Below are 19,307 nucleotides of genomic sequence, written 5' to 3'. Positions count from 1 at the left end.
CAATAAGCATCTGTAACATAAGGATATTAATTGTTGGCACTATTTATGCTAAATATTTTATATGTAGATCATTTCATTATCGCTCCTCCTGGGTTTAATACCTTTGGCGCCCTATTTTCTCGACTAGGGCGCTTTTTTTTGCCTGATAAATTCGTGCCAATACCGGAAAACAAGGGCTAATCACGATTGTGGCAAATGATTTGCTTATTAATACAGTGTATCGCCCAGACTGCGTCAGAGAGGGCTTGCTAAATGACCGATAAGCATACACGAAGCAACAATAGCCGTTTTATTGTCAGCTTTACTACAACCTTTACGTCCTTTTGAGGAATGACCTTTCCGTCATTAACACCGCCATGAAATACAAAACAATCTCCGTTGCCGATTCTAAAAACCTGATTAAAGAATCCAAACCGATGATCCTGGACTGTAGAGATTTGAAAGATTATAGAGCCGGGCATTTGGAAGACGCGCTACACGTTCATGAAGGCCTGAAAGACTCATTAATTAAGCGCGGCGATAAGCAGCGCAGCTTGTTGATCTATTGTTATTACGGCCACGCCAGCGAGCATCTTGCCCAATTTTTCAGCGATTTCGGCTTCATCGATGTTTACAGCCTGGAAGGCGGTTATTCCGGTTGGAAAGACCAGCATCGGGAAGCATGATGAAACCTGAAATACGGGATTGGTTACAAAACCACTATTTTTCTGTAGCCCAACCGGCGTTAAAGAACAGCGACGGCATTTACCCGCTGATTTTGGCAAGCCAGAAAGGCCGCAGCGATGTAGTCAATTTTCTGATCGAACAGAATGCAGCGCTGGATGTAACCGATCAATACGGCAATAACGCATTGTGGGCCGCTTGTTATGCCGAAAGCAGCGCCTGTATCGATGCATTGATTCATGCAGGCATCGATATTAACCATCAAAACTCCGCCTCCGGCGCCACCGCCTTGCTTTTTGCCGCATCCAGCGGCAGAGAAAAAGTTGTTGCGCAACTATTGGCGGCCGGCGCCGATCCAAATCTTAAATCGCATGATGATTTCACTGCGCTGGACTTAGCCTCCACCAGAAAAATACTCAAACTTATCCAAGCTCTTAAACCAGGAGATTAAAATGGAAGCATTGCCCCGTGAACTGGCCTTACGCATTGCCTTAGCATCGCGCATCCTGCCCGGTATCGATATACCGAGGCTGCTGGAAATATTGCATGACCGAGTCGGCTCCCCGCTGGACGATGAAAAGCTAAAATCCATCACCGTCACCAATCTTAAAACCGGCTTAGGCAGCCTGGATGGAGAGGAAGACGGCGAGGACATCGGCATCGGTCTTGCCAACATCAAGCTGGCGGTGCGTTATCTGTGGGGAGACGAGGCCGAAGATGAAGACTTGCCGGAAATAATGCCTTACAAAGAAGGCGACATGCCCGATTCCATCCGCGTCGCGATCGGTTCGAACAGCGGCGCATTGATTAACGGACATTTCGGTTCCTGTATCCGTTTCCTGGTTTACCAATTATCGCAGCATGATTACCGGCTGGTTGATATACGCTCAACCATAGAAGCCGACAGCGCTGAGGATAGAAACCTGTTTCGCGCCAACCTGATTAAAGACTGCCATGTGATGTTCGTGCAATCGATCGGAGGTCCGGCTGCCGCCAAAGTGATACGCGCCGATATTTACCCGATCAAGGTTCCCGACGTCACCGAAGCGGTGGACCAGTTAAAGGAATTCCAGAAAGTATTCGATGCGCCGCCGCCGTGGTTCGCCAAAGCCCTGGGGCGTTCGGCCGAAGAGCGAGTCAGGTTTACTCATGATGAGGTCTGTTAAGACACACCGATACAATAAAATCCAGAAAATCAGTGAGCATTCGAAATCCCGTTCGCCCTGTCGAATGGGGTGAGCGGGAACAGGCTCCACACGTACCAACTGATTTTTTTAGAATAAAGCAAGTTGTAGGGGGCAAATAGCCCCCACCCGCTTTACTCCCATCCCTCCAAATCCATCATGGAGGGCCGATATGTAATTCGCTTAGGCCCTTAAAATGATAGATTGGACTGTAGATCGGGAGGCGCAACTTGCCTATTCCTATGAACGTTTCGCGCAAGCCAAGGTTTTTGTGTTTCGCAAATGGTGCGAGCAGGCTGCCGAACGAGGCGTACTCGCACCCACCGATCTGTCCGGCTCGTGCAAATATGGCAGCTTGTTCATGAACCGGGTTTTCGGCGGGGCTATCTGCGGCCACTATGAACATCAATACAATATCATCGACGGACGGATAGTCGATCTCAGTCACGACGCCATCGATGTCGGCAGAATCACAAATCCCTACCTTCATGAGCCCGATTTCTTCAGCATCCCGGAAAAGCAGGCCTCGCTGAATGGCTGCCTGCCGCGCGTCGAACGCTGGGTCGCCCAATTTATGGAAGAGATCAAAGGGTTTGAAGTTCCGGCTTCAGCCGGAAGTTAACGCACTTGGCCTTCATCTTAGGATGAGGTTAAAAATAACGTCCCGAAATCACTGCCTTCTATCGTCAAGCTGTTCGTGCTGACCCTTCGACTACGCTCAGGACTAAAGGCCTTGTCGAAACATGATCGGATTGACGACAGACCGAAACTTTTGTTAGCCGCTCGGGCATCAGAGAGTTGCCGAGGCTTCGTAAAACTCACGGTCTTGGTCATTGGCGTAAAGGCTTTGCTACAGACGCTCGGCTCGTGAAGCCGAAACTCACGGGTATGAGGCTACAGGCATCGGGAAACGCGAATTTAAAATTAAACGTTATACTGACATACAACCATGAATAAACACGAATTTGCTATATGCGTTGATAACCACGGTTATGAAGTCTCGCTGGAATGGACCCTGAAATCAATATTGAGAATGACGCACTTAAGATTGATAGTAAAAATTCGCGGCATTCAGCCAGGAAACCGGAATAATTCGAATGATTTCACAGCCCGTTGCATGTCTCCATATTGCTAAAGCGGCAGCCATAAAAAAAGGCCTTCGATAAAGCGAAGGCCTTTTTTATTATGCGTTCGACCGGCTCACTGTAAGAGCGAGCTGCAAAGCACATTAATATCCGTAATTCTCATCGTTCGAACCCGTATCAAAATCATACTCATGTTCAATATCCGTGATTTGTGATTTTCTACGCTTCAAAAAAATTCGACTACCCTCGGATGATTCCAGAATCATTTCAACAGAGCCCCCCAAGACAAAATTATACGAGAGTATTTTAAAATCATTCGGCATACCCTGTACCTTCACATGATTACCTATAATCAATACGTTGCTCATACTGTTCTTCTTTTACCCACACGGGACGCTAGTAATAAAATGAATGTCGAAAAAATCAACTTAGTCTCTACCGGCAAAAACGTAAAACCAAGTACAGATTAATTATAAGCTATTTTTAATCGCCGACACGATAAAATAACGAATATTCTTGCTACAAAATAATTAGTTATGTGATCGACTTAAACTATTTTATAAAAACCGGACCTCAGCGCCTCACCCTTTCATGATCTTCATCCACATGACATGGAATGGAATGGAATGGAACCGCCTGAAATCCACAACCGCATCCATGTTAAAATTCACAAACCCAAATACATCCCCTCTCAAAAACTAACCCATGCCTGAATTACCCGAAGTTGAAACCACCTGCCGAGGCATAGCCCCGCATATTGAAGGACAAATCATTAAGCAGGTCATCGTCCGCCAGCCCAAACTACGCTGGCCGGTGCCTGAGACGCTCAATCGAGACTTAACGGGACTCTGCATTCAATCGGTTTCCAGGAGAGCGAAGTATCTGTTGTTTTCCACCGCTTCCGGCACGGTGCTTCTGCATTTAGGCATGTCCGGCAATTTACGGATTATGTCTTTAGATCAAGCGGCAGGCAAACACGACCATGTCGATTTTGTTTTTACTGACGGAACGGTGCTGCGTCTTAATGATCCTCGCCGGTTTGGCGCGGTGTTATGGACAACAAAACCCGCAGCAGAACATCAATTACTCAAAGATTTAGGCCCTGAACCGCTGCTATCCGATTTTAACGGCGAACTGCTTTACTCGTTGTCCAAAAACCGAAAGACAGCGGTAAAGTCATTCATCATGGATAGCCACATCGTTGTCGGAGTGGGGAACATTTATGCCAATGAGGCCTTGTTTATGGCTGGCATACTGCCTACGCGCCAAGCCGGCAAAGTGTCTTTGGCGCGCTATCAAAAGCTGGCGGAGTGCATTCGAGTCGTTTTACAGCAAGCCATTTTACAAGGCGGTACAACGCTGAGGGATTTTGTCAATGAAACCGGAAAACCCGGTTATTTTCAACAGCGGCTTAGGGTTTACGGTCGCGCCGGACTACCGTGTGTCAGCTGCAATCAGCCGCTAACAGAAATCAGGATAGCCAATCGATCAACGGTGTTTTGTCCTAATTGCCAGAGATAAGCATCTTAAACCGGACGATCTAGGCGTGCTGTGTGCTGTTTTTGCACCATCTAAAGCCTCTGCTTTGCTACTCTATACCCCGCATAATTTTCGTGATTCTTGGACATTAGGCTGATCAATACAATTTACAGTAATGTGTGACGATTAACAGACCTATAAAAAATGGATAGTACAATCAAATTGCTTACAACTAAATCAATCAGGTGGATACGATGAAATCAAAAAGAAAAACATTGTCTCTAGCGTTCAGCACCTTGCTGACAACAGGAGTGGTAAGTTATCCGGTGCCTGATTATACTAATCTTCAACTCAATTCTAACAGTAAACCACTATCTTATTAATGACCCTGAGCAAAGATAAACAGCCAACGGGATACTGCAAAATTATGCGCAACCAGTCAGAATACAACACAGGATTTACGCTGCTTGAGCTGATGATTACCATCGCCATCGTGGGGATACTGGTAGGAGTTGCCATCCCCAGCTTTACCTCCATCATCACCAGCAACCGATTGACGGCCTATGCCAATGAATTGGTGACGACATTAAATTTGGCCCGTAATGAGGCGGTAAAACGAGGCATCTCGGTAACAGTACGAAAAGTTGACGACAATTCGTTTACCAACAAAGGTGCCGGGGCAAACTGGGAAGACGGGTGGGACATTTTTACAGATGCCGACAGCGATGGCAATTTCGAAACGGGAGATGTTCTTATCAGAACCTACGATCCTTTAAAGTTCTCCTATACTTTACGGGGCAATAATTTTTCAAACTTCATTCGCTTTGCCTCATCCGGACAAAGTAATACTAACGGCAGTTTTGTCATTTGCGATAACAGCGACGGCAATAATGTTCCAGAAGCAAATACATCCAAACTTATCATTGTTAATTCAGTCGGACGAGGACGTATGGGTTTAGATAGCAATAATGACGGAATCCCCAACACTGATACTACGGCCACTGCGGCATCCAATATTACGTCTTGTATTCCTTAATGTGCTGAAACGTGAAAACAAACACCGGATTTACTCTAATTGAAGTTCTGATAGCCATGCTGGTGCTGGCGGTCGGCTTGCTCGGCTTGGCTGGCTTGCAGGCCACAAGCCTTAAAAATAGCCAGAGCGCCTACAATCGCAGCCAAGCCACACAATTGGCCTACGACCTCTCGGACAGAATGCGGGCCAATATCATTGGAAAGGCTAACTACACTACCGTTCTCCCGAGCTCGGCCACAGCAAAACCAAATTGCCTGACTACAACCGGGTGCAGCCCGGCTGACATGGCGGAAAACGATCTCTTTGAATGGAACAGCGCTGTGCGTAACAGCTTACCCAGCGGTATTGGCACCATAGCGGTTACAAGCAATACGTTTACCATTACGATCACTTGGGATGAAGACAGGGATGGCGATGACAGCAATAATCACAACTTTCAAACTCGCTTTCAATTATGAGAAATAGCCCCTATCAAACCGGAATAACCTTGATAGAAATCATGATTGCCTTATTGATTGGCGCATTTTTAGTAGGTGGTGTGTTACAGATTTTTATCGGTAGTAAGCAAACCTACAGAATGCAGGAAGGTTTATCCCGATTGCAGGAAAATGGCCGATTTGCGCTGGATTTTTTAACCAATGATATTCGCATGGCTGGCTTCATGGGATGCACCAGTCAAGCCACGCTTACTAATACGCTGAATACGCCAACGAGTTTTTTATATAATTTCGGTAAGGCTATTGAGGGATTTGAATCAACCGACGCATCGGCATGGACACCTACGATAGACGCCGCGATCACTTCCCCACTCGGTGGCTCCGACGTCATCACCATTCGCCGAGCGGATGATCAAAGTTTTACAGTGACCACGCATGCGACCAGTACCGACGACCTTACATTAGACGCAACCGCTACTACCGCAAATTTGAGAACCGCAGGTTTTTTAACGTCCGCAGGCGCAAACAATTGCACTATTGCTGTAGTCTCCGATTGCTCAGCAACCGCAGTATTCCAGGTCAGCGCAATAACCGGAAGTATTCTTTCTCATAACACCGGCAGCGGCTGCACACCCGATAATTTGACGAATGATTTGGGTAAAACCTATGTTAACGGTCAAGTCTACCCAATCAACACCGTTAGTTATTATATAAGAACGGGCTCCGGCGGCCAGCCCTCGCTTTATCGGCGCATTGGCTCAAATGCAGCAGAGGAATTAGTGGAAGGCATAGAACAGATGCAGATTTTATACGGAGAGGATACCGATCCAACGCCAGATGGAGCGCCCAACTATTATGTTTCGGCAAACAATGTGATTGATATGACCAAGATAGTCAGTATTCGTATCAGCCTGTTGGCAGTAACTCTTGACGACAACCTCGCCGCAGAACCATTAATATATACCTACAATGGAGCAACAACTCCAGCAACGGATCGTAAAATCAGACGGGTTTTTAATACAACCATTGCCGTGCGCAACTAGCTGTCATAAAACAGAGACTCTCATGAATAACAAACAAATGACCGCACCCAAGCTCCCCAGCAGCCATTCGATTTTGCACGGCACGGCAACGGCTCCTACTTTGGATTCCCCACTTACTGCATCCACTTACGCGCCCAAGGGTGTGCAACCGAAAGCCTCTTCTCAATCCGGCGTTGTACTGATAATCAGTTTAATTATGCTGCTGCTATTGACTCTGATAGGCACCACCGGCATGCAATCAACCTCGTTGGAAGAAAAAATGGCCGGTAACATCCGTGACAAAAATTTAGCTTTTCAGGCTGCTGAATCCGCGCTTAAAGCAGCGGAATCCAGTCTAATTTCGCCAGCCGTATTACCAACATTTACCGATGCAGGTACTGGTGGTTTTTATAAGGACACTTCCACCATTCCAACCGACTCCGCAATTTTGACTGACAGTTTTTGGACAACCAATCCAGTTGCTAGGTCTTCGGTCAGTACATTAGGCAACGGTATCACCACCCCGGTTTATATCATTCAACAATTACCGGCCGCCTGTTTTGGCACCTGTCCTCCCGATCCGACTACAACACCTTATAAAATTACCGTTAGAGCAACCGGCGGAACCACCAACGCAGTGGTTATTTTGCAATCAATCTATTCGCCCTCTTAAATCAGATCACACAGGCTTTAAGACCTATCAATCCTACCGAAACCCTCTTATCGGAGATTTGAAATGAACACCGTTAAACATCACCATTACCTTATCTCCAAAAGCTTGCTGTCCCGGTTAATGCTGAGTTTAATGATTGGACTTTCGGCCAATATCAGCCATGCAACTATTTCGCAAACACCGCTATTTCTAACCCTGAGCGTAACGCCTATCGTTATGTTGAATGTCTCCAAGGATCATCAATTGTATTTTAAGGCCTTTGATGATTTTTCCGACTTGGATAAAGATGGCACCCCTGAAACAACTTACAAACACGGCATTGATTATTATGGCTACTTCGACAGCTACAAATGTTATAGCTATAACACCACTAACAACCGGTTCGAACCCAGTTCGACAACATCCACTAAATACTGCACAGGTCTGTGGAGCGGCAATTTTTTAAATTGGGCCAGTATGACCCGTATAGACACCATCCGTAAGATTCTTTATGGTGGCTTGCGTTCTACCGACATCGGTTCCACTACTACCACTACCAGCACCACAACACCTGCTGTTTCTACATCCACTGTCTCAGGAACTACCACAACAAGCCACCCTGCCCCTACTAAAAGTGGCGCCAGTCCCTATACCTATACCACTACTGCCACAAAGACTCTTACTTCCAGCACGGGCTGTCCATCAACCCCTGCGACAGTGACCTCCACCTTGCCCAGCTCCAGCTCTGGCAAGGCCGTATACACTTACACTTTCGACTACAGCACATCCTCCTCAACCTCAAGTACGAATTCGACAACATCAACCGCTGGGTCAACCACATCAACTGTCAACACAGCTACAACTAGCAACATTACAAACACCTCTACAACTACTTTTACTAATGTTGGCAGCAGCAATCGCCTGCGCACCACATCAATTTCTTATGCTCCAACAGGTAGCTGCACCACCACGGATGGCGTTTCCAGTCAAAACTTTATTATAACCATGTTCGTCACAAGTAGCGAAGCTACGGTCGCCGATATGACCGTAACAACTGTAACTTCCACCACCCCATCCACAACCACAACCATATCCACAACCACGACCACCGCTACAACCTCACCCAGTACCCCTCTTACCGTGTTAGAGCGTAGTTATTTACCCAACGATGCCCACAGTTTCGCTAAATTCTACAATGGCTCCGACTTAACCCAACTTACGCCTTTCACATCCACAGACGTTGCAAGTGGCGTTACTCTTTGCAATACGACAGTATCAAGTACGGTCTTGTCCCAAAGTGTTACAGATGCCCCGCTCATTCGAATCGCTAAAGGCAACTATTCCCTTTGGGCCGCTAACGAACGCTGGCAATGCCTATGGTCAGAAGAGCAGTCTGCCTCAAACAGCAATTCATCTACTGATTCAGGCATTAGTGCGGCAAGCAGCAACCCGGACAAAGCCACTAAAGGCCTGGGTTCTAAAGATTATATTGCCAAGGTAGAAGTCTGCGACAGCAGCCTTATCGGAACAGAAAATTGCAAAACATATCCCGACGGCGCAATAAAGCCGATCGGTTTACTCCAAACCTACGGCGATGACGACAAATTACGCTTTGGCATGGTGACAGGTTCTTTCGGCAAAAATAAATCCGGCGGCGTATTGCGTAAAAACGTGTCTTCCATTGGCGACGAAATAGATGTCACTACCAGTGGAACCTTCAAATCGGCTCCATCAACAGGCGGAATCATTGATACCCTAAACAAATTGAGAATTCATGGATACCGTCACGATGACGGCACCTATTTCGGCACTACAGGCAGTAATAACTGTACTTGGGGCCTAAATACTTTTACCGATGGCAATTGCAGCAATTGGGGTAACCCCCAATCTGAGATATTTCTGGAATCCCTGCGTTATCTGACTAATCACAGCGCCTTAAATGCATATCTCCCGACCAGTCCTAATACAGACTCATCCTATATTCCAGGCTTGACAGTCGCCACTCCAATTAACCCTATTAGTGATACCCAATGGTGTGCAAAGCTGAATGTCATCCAGTTTAATGCCAGCACCAGCTCATATGACGGCGACCAGCTCAGCAATGTTGCCGATATTACCGCCACCGCCATGAAGGACTTAACTGACCCGGTAGGTGTAGGTGAAAACATTCCAGGCAACAGCTACTTTGTTGGCGAAAATGGCACTATCAACAACCAATTATGTACAGAAAAAATCGTAGACAACCTCAGTAATGTGAGAGGCACCTGCCCTGATGCGCCTCGCCTTTCCGGTTCGTACCATATTGCCGGGCTAGCTCAATTTGCCCATAACAACGACATTCAACTCACCTTGGAAGGTGACCAACTAGTGACAACCTATGGAGTTGCCTTATCTCCTGCAATTCCCAAGATTATAGTTCCGGTACCCGATAGCGCCACCAAAACAGTAACCATATTGCCCGCCTGTCAAAATTCAACTGTGGGTGGTAACTGTGCCATTGTTGACTTCAAAATTGTTCATCAAGACTGTTCCCTGCTTTCACCCGCCCCTTCCGCATCGAACTGCGGCAAGGTTTATGTTAATTGGGAGGACAGCGAACAAGGCGGAGACTTTGACCAGGATCAATGGGGCGTTATAACCTACAGTGTGAATTCAACTCAGATTAAAATTACAACTGACGTTATTGCACAATCGACCCCTTATAAAATGGGATTTGGTTATGTTCTAAGCGGCACAACCAAAGACGGCTTTCACGCACACTCCGGCATTAATAGCTACACATATACTGATCCGCAAGGAACAGCCGCCTGCTCCAATTGTGCAACTGCAAATGCGGCTAGTAGTGAGACCTATACAATTGGCACCAGTTCTGCTCTTAGCTTACAACAACCTCTTTATTACGCCGCCAAATGGGGAGGTTTTACCGACAGCAACAGCAACAGCAAGCCCGATCTACAGAACGAATGGGACAGTAATGGGGATGGAATCCCGGATCGCTACTTTTATGCCACTGATCCACGCGAATTGGCCACTTCTTTAAGTGCTGCTTTCGCTAATGTAGTTGCCACCAGTTCATCTTCTTCCGCTGTGGCAGCCAATTCCACTCGCTTAGATACGGGTACTCTAGTCTACCAAGCTAAATTTAACTCTGGAGAATGGAGCGGCCAATTGGTGGCGTATAGTGTCAATACTAGTACCGGGGCGTTAACAACCGTGTGGGAAGCCTCTACATTGCTTCCAGCCTACGGCAGCCGAAATATCTATACTTATGACCCCTCAGCGGCGGCAGGACTGCACGGCGTTCCTTTTGAGTGGGCTAATCTAACTGCTACGCCGGTAGGCGCATCACAGCAGGATTACCTGAATGAGTTGGCGGGAATTAGCGACGGCAATGCCGAGTTGCGTGTTAACTGGTTACGTGGTGACGATGCCAAGGAGCAAAAAAATGCTGGAGGTATTTTTAGGAATAGAACCAACTTCCTGGGCGACATCATTAATTCCGACCCCGTGTATGTGGGTATTCAAGATTATGGCTACAGTACATTGCCCGGTGCAGAGGGTGCTAGTTATAGCACTTTTCGGTCTTCCAGTGCATATACGACCAGGCGGCCTATGCTTTATGTGGGAGCTAATGACGGGATGTTCCATGGTTTTGATGCCAAAAGCACGGGAACAGGCGGACAGGAAATATTCGCTTACATTCCCAATGCATTATTTCCTGAATTGAGCAAATTGACTTCTCCAAACTATGCCCACCAATATTATGTAGACGGTATGTCTGGCGTCAGCGACGTGTATTATGATTCGGCATGGCACACTTTATTGGCTGGCACCACGGGAGCGGGTGCCCGTGCGGTGTTTGCACTGGATGTAACCAATCCTGATGGCTTTAGTTCCAGCAGCGCATTATGGGAGTTCACCAACGCCAATGATGCCGATTTGGGCTATACCTTGGCGCAGCCCTCAGTGGTCAGAATGCAAGATGGTCATTGGGCTGTGATTGTTGCTAATGGCTATAGCAGTGATAACGGTCACGCCGTGTTGTTTGTCCTAGATGCTAAAACCGGTGCAGTGTTACAAAAAATCGATACCGGCGTTGGAACCATGACTAACCAAAATGGTCTTTCATCACCGCTTGCCGTTGATACTAATGATGACCATAGCGTCGATACTGTTTATGCCGGAGATTTATACGGCAATTTATGGAAGTTTGATGTTTCCGGTAGCGCCGGTAGCTGGCCTGTTCCCGGCAGTCCATTTTTTGTCGCTTGCACAACATCCGGAACAACCTGCAGTACAGCTAATCGTCAACCCATCACCGGTAAGCCTAACGTGGGTCTAGTAGGAGAATTAGGTTCCGATCAAAATGGTGTGGGACGAATGATTTATTTCGGTACCGGCAAGTATTTTGAAACAGGCGACAACATTATTGGTGATACGCCTCAAGTGCAAACCTTTTACGGATTATGGGACAAAGGCTCGGCAATAATCGACCGGAGCTTGTTGCAAGAGCAAACTATCGATTTTGATAGCATAGCAACAACAGTAGGAGGCGTACCAAGCACCAAGCCAATTCGTGTTGTATCAAAAAACCCCGTATGTTATGCAGCCACTAGTACCGGTTGCACGGCAAGCAGCTCACTAAAGACCGGTTGGGCATTAAATTTACTTAAGCCTGTAAATATTGCCCTTGGTGAGTTGGTTGACAGCTACCCTCTCGTTCGCCGAGGCTTAGTGGTGTTTTCTACCAAGATTCCCAACTCTGATCCATGCGCTTCCGGTGGTAAATCACGTTTAATGGAAGTCGGGGCGCTCAGTGGTGGAGAATTTAGTGGGCCGCCTTTTGATGTTAACGGAGATGGTCAGGTTAATAATGATGATTTTGTGCTGATCAATGGTGTTAAACACGCAGTATCGGGCATTGATCTGGGGATCGGCATTACTAAAACACCGGCGGTAGTTGAGGGTTCTTCCGTTGATTTCAAATACCTCAGCGGATCATCCGGACAGATGGGTACTGTTAATGATGCAGGAAGCAGCGGCGCTACTAGCGGTGGCGGTGGCGGTGGGATTCGGCGGTCTTGGCGGCAATTGAAGTAATTACATAAGGTGGGTAATACTATTTTACCCACCTCTTTTCTGGATAACGTACCTACATAACACTGAAAAAATATTATGAAACAAACACAACAAGGCTTTACCCTGATTGAGCTGATGGTTACCGTGGCAATCATTGGTATTTTAGCCGGCATCGCCTACCCCAGCTATCAAGACAGTGTGATGAAATCACGGCGAGCGGATGCAAAAGGTATTCTGTTGGGCTTGGCTAATGCCATGGAACGGCGCTTCACAGAAACAAACAGCTATGTCGGTGCTGCGGGCACAACGGCCACACCGGCGGACACGGGAACGCCCCGAATTTACACTATCCCGGCTGAGACCGCCCGGTATTACACGGTAACCATTAGCGCGGCGACTGCCAGCAGTTACAGCTTAAGCGCCGCACCTGCCGGAGTCCAGTCATCTGATAAATGCGGCACATTAACGTTGACTGACACCGGTGTCAAAGGCGTTACCGGAGCTGCAACCGGCATCACAGCAGCCGATTGTTGGTAAACGTTAAGCCACAAACTAAGGCGAAGGGGATACGATAGCCGGGGCTTGATCCTTGCCTGTTGTAGCCGTAACCAACAGTCCGGCAGCCGCCTCGCCATCCGGGGTTTTATTCAGCATAGGCGCCAGCGTAGGTTCCAGGAATTTGATGATTTGTACCGGCAAGGAACTGGTAAAGTGATAACGCTCGGCATCAGGCCCCGCGACATACGCGGTAATGACGCCGAAAAAACGGTCGCCAAGAAAAAACGTAAAAGTGGCGGCGCGGCTGATAAATATCGAGTCAATCAAGCGCCCGCCTGCACCCCATATCTCCCGGCGATGGTCTCCGGTCCCGGTTTTTCCGCCCACCGACAACGGCTTGCCGTCGGCGCTTTTGTAAACGCCACGAAGCCGCCCCGCCGTTCCCGCCTCGACCACACCGATAAGCGCGCCGCGCGCCACTTTGGCTATCTCGGGTGCAAGCACCTGCTGGCCTTCCTCTGGCAGCTTGTCCAGCACCGTCTCGTAAGGCGTTGCCTGCGCGTAATGCAGGCTGTCAAAGCGGACCGTCGGCAATCTTACGCCGTCATTGCGTAAAATGCCCATCAGTTCGGCCAATGCCGCAGGGCGGTCGCCCGACGCGCCGATGGAGGTCGCGTAAGACGGCGTTAATGACCCGAACGGATAACCCAATCGGTCCCACGCGGTATGAATCTGCTTGAAAGCCTCATCTTCCAGCAAGCTCATGATGCGCCGCTGCTGGGCGCTTATTCTGCCGCTTTTAAACAGCCACCGGTAGACATCCTGCCGCTGTTCGGTACTGGCGGCTATAACTTCGGCACGTGTGGCATCGGGATGTTGCACCAGATAGCTAACCAGCCACAATTCGAGAGGATGAATTTTGGTGATATAGCCTTGATCCTGTAAATCGAAATTCGCCGGCGAATATTTCTGATGCAGCAGTTCAATATCCTTTGCATCCAGATGGGTAGCCGTCAAATGGGCGTTCAAATAGCTGCGTAGCGCTTTGGTGTCGGCATTAGGATAAACGGCTTGGTAAAGCATGGCCAGACGCGACGGCTTGGCATACACCCTCTGTGTCAACATCTCAATGATTTCGTCGCTCGGCTTGCCGTGGTATTTGTCGTAAAAACGCCTCAAATAAACCAGGCCTTCCTTATCCGCAAAACGTTCGAGGTATTCCTGGCGGCGTGGGTCATCAGGAATTTCCAGCCACCGCGCTATGCCTTCCGGTTTATAAAGATGATGATAGACCAGCTCGCGCATTAAGCGGACGAACACCAGATTGACCGAATCGCGCAATGCATCCCGCACCGACATGATTTTTTGATTCTCATCCGGGGTGAAATTATTAAAATGATGGACGCCGCCCCCGGTGTAAAAATCTTCGTAGGGGCTGGCGGAATAGCGCTTATCCAGAGCCTGATTCAACAAGTCCTCCAGCGTTATTTTCGGATTCGTCCGCAACTGCCCGATAACCCAGGCCGATATGTAATCGCGCGGATGCAGTTCAACCCGGCCCAGCTCCTTCGCCGATTGACCTTTATATTGCTGATAGACCTCGGTAACGAGTTCCAGATAATGCACCATCGTCCGCAACTTGGCGGTTGAGCCCAGGTCAAGCCGTATGCCTTCGTTAATATCGAGCGGCTGATCATAATTATCGGTTTGGATGCGCAGCAGATTGCCTTTTTCGCCGCGCTCAAACAGCATCAGGCTGTAGACTATCGGCGCAAGATCAATATCTTCATTCAGCATCCTAAAGCCTAAAATACCGGCGGCGCGGGCTTTGTCGGGATCGCTCAACTGGCGCAACGCCTGAGTAACTGCCTGTTGGGTACTGTAATCAAGCGTGGTTTTAACGGTTAAATCCAGGCGATCCAGTTCGTAATTGGACTTTACGCCCAGCGTTCTGGCAAGGCGTGTACGCAACACATTTTGGGTCTTTTGTTCGGCCATGAATTTAGCCGGCAGCTGATCGGACTTTGAAAGGCGAACCGTAGACTCCTGCAAGGCCGCATCCCGTAACGATGCCGAAATAACGCCCTGTTCCGCCAATACACGCAAATAACTGTCGGTCAGATTTTGCAGTACGCCATAACCGGAACCCAGCAGATAGGATGGACGTCTTTGCGACAATAGGATGCTAAGCACCTGCCGGTAGGCTTGCGCCTGTTGACGGGTAACCCGTTCGCTTGAATTGATCGCTTTCGGTCGCATCGGTTCCCTACCGATTGCGACACTTCCGCCATCCATGGCAGTCGGGCTAAGCAGTTGGTTTACCGTGTTAAAATCGGCCCCGAACCAAGCCGACAAGCCGTCACCCAGTCCGTGTACCTCGCCCAGTTTCGCAGTCGCGGCAAGCGGCATCGAGTTTAAATAGGCCAGCGCAATTTGCCGCCTTGTTTCACGCGTATCCGGCCCCAGCAGATAGGCACGCAGCGATGCGCTGCTCATTTGGCGGAGTTTTTCCACCATCGACTCGGTATAGCCGTCCGGCGAATGCCGGTATTTTTCCAACTGCGTAGCCAGGGTACTGCCGCCCGGCACATTAATATCCGCGCCCAGCTTCCGCGCCATCATTTGCACGGCGGCAAAGCCCAAACGATCCCATTCCACTGCCGGATTAACAGTCGGGTGATTTTCGTCAAGCAACTCGCGGTTTTCTATAAACAACAAGGTATTCAACACCAGCGGCGGAATGGCGTTAAAATCGGGGTAACCGTGGCTGGGATAGATCGCGCTGAATATCGTTTGCCCGGCCTGGTCGACAATACGAAGCCCGGCCCGGGTTTTCTCCTGATAGATCGGAAACAGGCCGTAATCATCGACCAGCCGACTCATCATCGGCGAAATGGATGCCTGCGTGGTAACGCCATAGCCCAACTTTTCCAGGCGTGCGATTTCGTCCGACAACAGCGTATAGCCCAAGCGCTGATCATAAGGGCCGTGATCGGGATAACGTATCGCCGAACTATGCCCGGGCTTGAGTTCCGAACTTAATTGCTTGCTGATTGCCGAGAGGTAACGGGCCTGATATTTGGAGGTCTGCACCTCTTTTTTTACCAGCGTGTAAACAGTTATTCCGATTACCGCGCATCCGGCCAAAATATAAAGCAGCAGCAGCCGTGAAAGCGCTCGTTTATGCATTTTCAACGGAACCGCTCAAGCTTTCTGCCTTCAGTATTAACATCAAAATAATCGCATCTCTTCATACGGCAAGGACTAAGCCCGCTCTTTTAATCAATATTATATGCGGCTAATTATAACCACTCGCGGACAACAATGATAATGGAAAGGACGTTTGCCGTTAAGGCAAAACCGGTATTAGATTTTTACATGAGCTAATTGCAACGTTACAATCAACGCTGCCTATAGCCACCATTCAACAACACCATGCCCGAATCTTATACCCGGTTCCGCGACATTTCCGTCAGTGAAAGAATTTTAAATACCGTATTCCTGTTAACCGTAGGACTCGGCTACCTAGTCGCCCTGACCAATCTGTATTACACCCATCAAGGGCATGACGGCGTCGCAGGCCTGTCCATTGCCGATGTAACCATTAATTATCACGGCTCAAATGATCAGACGCGATTGGGCTCCGCCATTAACGGCATCATGGAGCCGAACCTGAAATATAAAAACGATAAGGAAGTCATCTTAAAATGGATACAAGACGGCGCCGATGAACCCGATTATGTGCTGAAAATCGCCGCGATATTAAACCGCGACTGCATTAAATGCCATACGCCTGCGATCAATCCTTCGCTGCCCGACTTAACTAATTACGAGGGAGTATCCGAAGTGGCCCATTCCGGAGGCGCATCGTATCCGCGTTTAATCAGGGTTTCCCATATCCATTTATTCGGCATTGCGTTTATTTTGTATTTTATCGGCAAGATTTTCCTGCTTTGCGACATCAATGTCATCGTAAAGAGAGTTGCGGTAGTGATCCCTTTTGCCGCGATGTTATTGGATGTCCTGTCGTGGTTTATTACCAAATCCATTCCGTCATTCGCCTACGTGGTCGTGGCCAGCGGCGCGTTAATGGGAATTTCGATGGGACTGCAAATCCTGCTCAGCATTTATCAGATGTGGTTTTATGCCAGGGATAAAAGCTGAATCTGGAAAAGTTATCTGACTCACGAAGAGTTCGAAGCCTTATATTTTCATCTTCGCATCCTCGGCGACTACTCCAGCATTGTTCTACCCTGGAGTGCAGGCAGAGCTTGCACTCCGGCGTGGAAAATACAGAGTCATTTCCCGTCATCTGTGATTAATCAAGGGCTGACTGATGCGCCCGCCGAGACCGTATCAGGGTATAAACGCCGCCCCACCACGCTGTTCATGTATAATTTCGCACTATGAGCATTATAAAAAAACTTGCCTCCCAAACTGCGATTTACGGCATCAGCAGCATTTTCGGCCGCTTCCTGAACTATCTGTTGGTGCCGCTGTATACCTACTACTTCACGGCGGCGGAATACGGCGTAGTGTCGGAATTTTACGCCTACGCCGGATTTTTTTCCGTGCTGCTGCTGTTCGGCTTTGAAACCGGCTATTTCCGGTTTCGGGACAAGGAACACGCGGGCCGCGATGTCGCCTATTCAACAGCGTTGATGTTCGTAGTGCTGGTCAACCTGGGCTTTTTTGCCCTGATACTGTTGGTCAATACCCGGCTTTCAGCTGCGCTGAATTACGCCAACCACCCGGAATACGTGCTGTGCTTTAGCCTGATTTTAATCCTGGACGCTATCGCCGCGATTCCGTTTGCCCGGCTGAGGGCGGAAAACAGGGCATTCCGTTTCGCCGGCGTCAAGATCATCGAGATAGGTGCCACCGTACTGCTCAGCCTGTTTTTCATCATCTACTGCCCCAAGGTCTACGCAAAGAATCCCGACTCATGGGTAACACTGGTCTACAACCCGTCCATCGGCATCGGCTATATTTTTATCGCCAATTTAATGGCCAGCGGCTTCAAGTTTTTGTTGCTTGCGCCCCAGCTGTCCGGCCTTGCCTGGGGTTTCGACCGTGCATTATTCGGCCGTATGGTTCGCTATTCGTTGCCGATGGTGGCGATCGGTTTCGCCGGGATTATCAACGAAATGCTTGACCGCGCCTTGTTAAAATACCTGCTGCCTTACGATGTCCAGACCAACATGAAGATGTTGGGGATTTACAGCGCCTGCTACAAATTGTCTATTTTGATGTCGCTGTTCATACAGGCCTTCCGTTATGCCGCCGAGCCGTTTTTCTTCGCTTATGCGGGCAAAAGCGATGCCCGCCAGGTTTATGCTGTGGTGCTTAAGTTTTTTGTCATTTTCTGCGTATTCATCTTCCTGCTGGTGACTTTATTTATCGATTTCTTTAAATATTTTGTCGGCGACGAGTTCCGCGCCGGCCTTGAAGTCGTGCCGATTCTGCTGTTGGCTAATCTTTGCCTGGGCATTTATATTAACCTGTCCATCTGGTATAAGTTAACCGACCGCACCTTGCTGGGCGCTTTGGTGTCTTTGACCGGAGCGGCGCTGACCATCGCACTCAATGTCTGGTGGATACCGCTGTTCGGTTATGTCGGTTCGGCTTGGGCGACCTTGGCCTGTTACGGCAGCATGGCTGTCGTCTCGTACCTGCTGGGGCAAAAATATTATCCGGTGAATTACGATGTCAAACGCGTGATCGCTTATATCGGACTGGGCATCGGTTTGTATTATGCTCACGGGCAATTATTGCCGACTATCGCTTGGCAACCGTGGCTACTGGCGAGCGCATTGATGTTGCTTTATGTGCTGATTACCGCGCTATTTGAGGGCCGTCAGGCAAATGTTGGTACGGGATAATCATTAGCCCAACCCACACTGCATGCAACGCCTCGCGCCCCATCGGCAACATAATTCGGATACACAACGATTAAATTTTGCCGCTCATTACCAATCGGCGGCATTACGGGTTAGTTTAAATAACTAACGACTAGAAAATTCCTTAGATTCAACTCATAAGTGCAATCGGCACTAATCGGAAAAGAAAAAGGTTAGCTGATATAGTTTCACGCTTTTTTCAATCCGACCAAAGACGAGAAAGCGCATGAGAAACTATAAACAGCTAAGCCAAGAACAAAGATACCAGATTA

The 19,307-nt window shown here is 48.5% G+C and carries 14 protein-coding genes; 13 read left to right on the top strand and 1 reads right to left on the bottom strand.

From position 1 onward, the window contains the following. The first annotated feature begins 356 nt into the window (after nt 1-356). The 11 genes from B0F88_RS18060 to B0F88_RS18005 all read left to right on the top strand — a co-directional run bounded on the left by B0F88_RS18060 (nt 357) and on the right by B0F88_RS18005 (nt 13,174). Nucleotides 357-665, top strand: coding sequence for a thiosulfate sulfurtransferase GlpE (locus B0F88_RS18060; RefSeq protein ID WP_104425343.1), 309 nt, complete (start codon nt 357-359; stop codon nt 663-665). Further along, complete coding sequence (locus B0F88_RS18055) at nt 662-1,114, top strand: ankyrin repeat domain-containing protein (RefSeq protein ID WP_258076729.1); 453 nt, start codon at nt 662-664, stop codon at nt 1,112-1,114. Before B0F88_RS18060 ends, B0F88_RS18055 begins: the two co-directional genes overlap by 4 nt. Before the next feature lies 1 nt (nt 1,115). Continuing rightward, complete coding sequence (locus tag B0F88_RS18050; RefSeq protein ID WP_104425342.1) at nt 1,116-1,829, top strand: dinitrogenase iron-molybdenum cofactor biosynthesis protein; 714 nt, start codon at nt 1,116-1,118, stop codon at nt 1,827-1,829. A gap of 214 nt (nt 1,830-2,043) precedes the next feature. Next, nucleotides 2,044-2,469 carry a transcriptional regulator gene (locus B0F88_RS18045; protein WP_104425341.1) on the top strand — a complete coding sequence of 142 codons (426 nt, stop codon included), beginning with the start codon at nt 2,044-2,046 and terminating at the stop codon, nt 2,467-2,469. A 1,168-nt stretch (nt 2,470-3,637) separates the two neighbouring features. Continuing rightward, nucleotides 3,638-4,453 (top strand): bifunctional DNA-formamidopyrimidine glycosylase/DNA-(apurinic or apyrimidinic site) lyase, encoded by an 816-nt coding sequence (mutM, locus tag B0F88_RS18035; protein ID WP_104425339.1) that lies wholly within the window; start codon nt 3,638-3,640, stop codon nt 4,451-4,453. Nucleotides 4,454-4,793: 340 nt separating this feature from the next. Continuing rightward, nucleotides 4,794-5,447 carry a GspH/FimT family pseudopilin gene (locus tag B0F88_RS18030; protein WP_258076728.1) on the top strand — a complete coding sequence of 218 codons (654 nt, stop codon included), beginning with the start codon at nt 4,794-4,796 and terminating at the stop codon, nt 5,445-5,447. 11 nt (nt 5,448-5,458) lie between these two features. Then, nucleotides 5,459-5,905 carry a type IV pilus modification protein PilV gene (pilV, locus tag B0F88_RS18025; protein WP_104425338.1) on the top strand — a complete coding sequence of 149 codons (447 nt, stop codon included), beginning with the start codon at nt 5,459-5,461 and terminating at the stop codon, nt 5,903-5,905. Next, nucleotides 5,902-6,927 carry a PilW family protein gene (locus B0F88_RS18020; RefSeq protein WP_104425337.1) on the top strand — a complete coding sequence of 342 codons (1,026 nt, stop codon included), beginning with the start codon at nt 5,902-5,904 and terminating at the stop codon, nt 6,925-6,927. Before pilV ends, B0F88_RS18020 begins: the two co-directional genes overlap by 4 nt. A 22-nt stretch (nt 6,928-6,949) precedes the next feature. Further along, on the top strand, nt 6,950-7,579 hold the full coding sequence (locus tag B0F88_RS18015) for a pilus assembly PilX family protein (RefSeq protein WP_104425336.1): 630 nt from the start codon (nt 6,950-6,952) through the stop codon (nt 7,577-7,579). A gap of 63 nt (nt 7,580-7,642) precedes the next feature. Beyond that, complete coding sequence (locus B0F88_RS18010) at nt 7,643-12,658, top strand: pilus assembly protein (RefSeq protein WP_146083368.1); 5,016 nt, start codon at nt 7,643-7,645, stop codon at nt 12,656-12,658. Between the two features lie 75 nt (nt 12,659-12,733). Next, the gene (locus tag B0F88_RS18005; RefSeq protein ID WP_104425334.1) at nt 12,734-13,174 is read left to right on the top strand and encodes a type IV pilin protein; all 441 of its coding nucleotides are present in this window, start codon (nt 12,734-12,736) and stop codon (nt 13,172-13,174) included. A gap of 15 nt (nt 13,175-13,189) precedes the next feature. Here B0F88_RS18005 and B0F88_RS18000 read toward each other — a convergent pair whose 3' ends face one another. Then, a complete protein-coding gene (locus tag B0F88_RS18000) occupies nt 13,190-16,324 on the bottom strand; it encodes a transglycosylase domain-containing protein (protein WP_258076726.1) in 3,135 nt (1,044 codons plus the stop codon). 246 nt (nt 16,325-16,570) lie between these two features. Between B0F88_RS18000 and B0F88_RS17995 the strand changes: the two genes are divergently transcribed. Together B0F88_RS17995 and B0F88_RS17990 are read left to right on the top strand one after the other, a co-directional pair. Next, complete coding sequence (locus tag B0F88_RS17995) at nt 16,571-17,299, top strand: hypothetical protein (RefSeq protein WP_104425332.1); 729 nt, start codon at nt 16,571-16,573, stop codon at nt 17,297-17,299. 242 nt (nt 17,300-17,541) lie between these two features. Then, complete coding sequence (locus tag B0F88_RS17990) at nt 17,542-19,017, top strand: lipopolysaccharide biosynthesis protein (RefSeq protein ID WP_104425331.1); 1,476 nt, start codon at nt 17,542-17,544, stop codon at nt 19,015-19,017. Nucleotides 19,018-19,307: the final 290 nt, after the last annotated feature.

The organism is Methylobacter tundripaludum (assembly GCF_002934365.1).
Lineage (GTDB): Bacteria > Pseudomonadota > Gammaproteobacteria > Methylococcales > Methylomonadaceae > Methylobacter_A > Methylobacter_A tundripaludum_A.
The sequence above is the reverse complement of the archived record's forward strand: the minus strand, read 5'-3'. Positions and strand labels throughout refer to the sequence as shown.

Bases quoted from the DNA above. Each gene is read 5' to 3' on its own strand.
- B0F88_RS18060 (WP_104425343.1), top strand. From the start codon at position 357: ATGAAATACAAAACAATCTCCGTTGCCGATTCTAAAAACCTGATTAAA.
- B0F88_RS18055 (WP_258076729.1), top strand. From the start codon at position 662: ATGATGAAACCTGAAATACGGGATTGGTTACAAAACCACTATTTTTCT.
- B0F88_RS18050 (WP_104425342.1), top strand. From the start codon at position 1,116: ATGGAAGCATTGCCCCGTGAACTGGCCTTACGCATTGCCTTAGCATCG.
- B0F88_RS18045 (WP_104425341.1), top strand. From the start codon at position 2,044: ATGATAGATTGGACTGTAGATCGGGAGGCGCAACTTGCCTATTCCTAT.
- mutM (WP_104425339.1), top strand. From the start codon at position 3,638: ATGCCTGAATTACCCGAAGTTGAAACCACCTGCCGAGGCATAGCCCCG.
- B0F88_RS18030 (WP_258076728.1), top strand. From the start codon at position 4,794: ATGACCCTGAGCAAAGATAAACAGCCAACGGGATACTGCAAAATTATG.
- B0F88_RS18020 (WP_104425337.1), top strand. From the start codon at position 5,902: ATGAGAAATAGCCCCTATCAAACCGGAATAACCTTGATAGAAATCATG.
- B0F88_RS18015 (WP_104425336.1), top strand. From the start codon at position 6,950: ATGAATAACAAACAAATGACCGCACCCAAGCTCCCCAGCAGCCATTCG.
- B0F88_RS18010 (WP_146083368.1), top strand. From the start codon at position 7,643: ATGAACACCGTTAAACATCACCATTACCTTATCTCCAAAAGCTTGCTG.
- B0F88_RS18005 (WP_104425334.1), top strand. From the start codon at position 12,734: ATGAAACAAACACAACAAGGCTTTACCCTGATTGAGCTGATGGTTACC.
- B0F88_RS18000 (WP_258076726.1), bottom strand. From the start codon at position 16,324: ATGCATAAACGAGCGCTTTCACGGCTGCTGCTGCTTTATATTTTGGCC.
- B0F88_RS17995 (WP_104425332.1), top strand. From the start codon at position 16,571: ATGCCCGAATCTTATACCCGGTTCCGCGACATTTCCGTCAGTGAAAGA.
- B0F88_RS17990 (WP_104425331.1), top strand. From the start codon at position 17,542: ATGAGCATTATAAAAAAACTTGCCTCCCAAACTGCGATTTACGGCATC.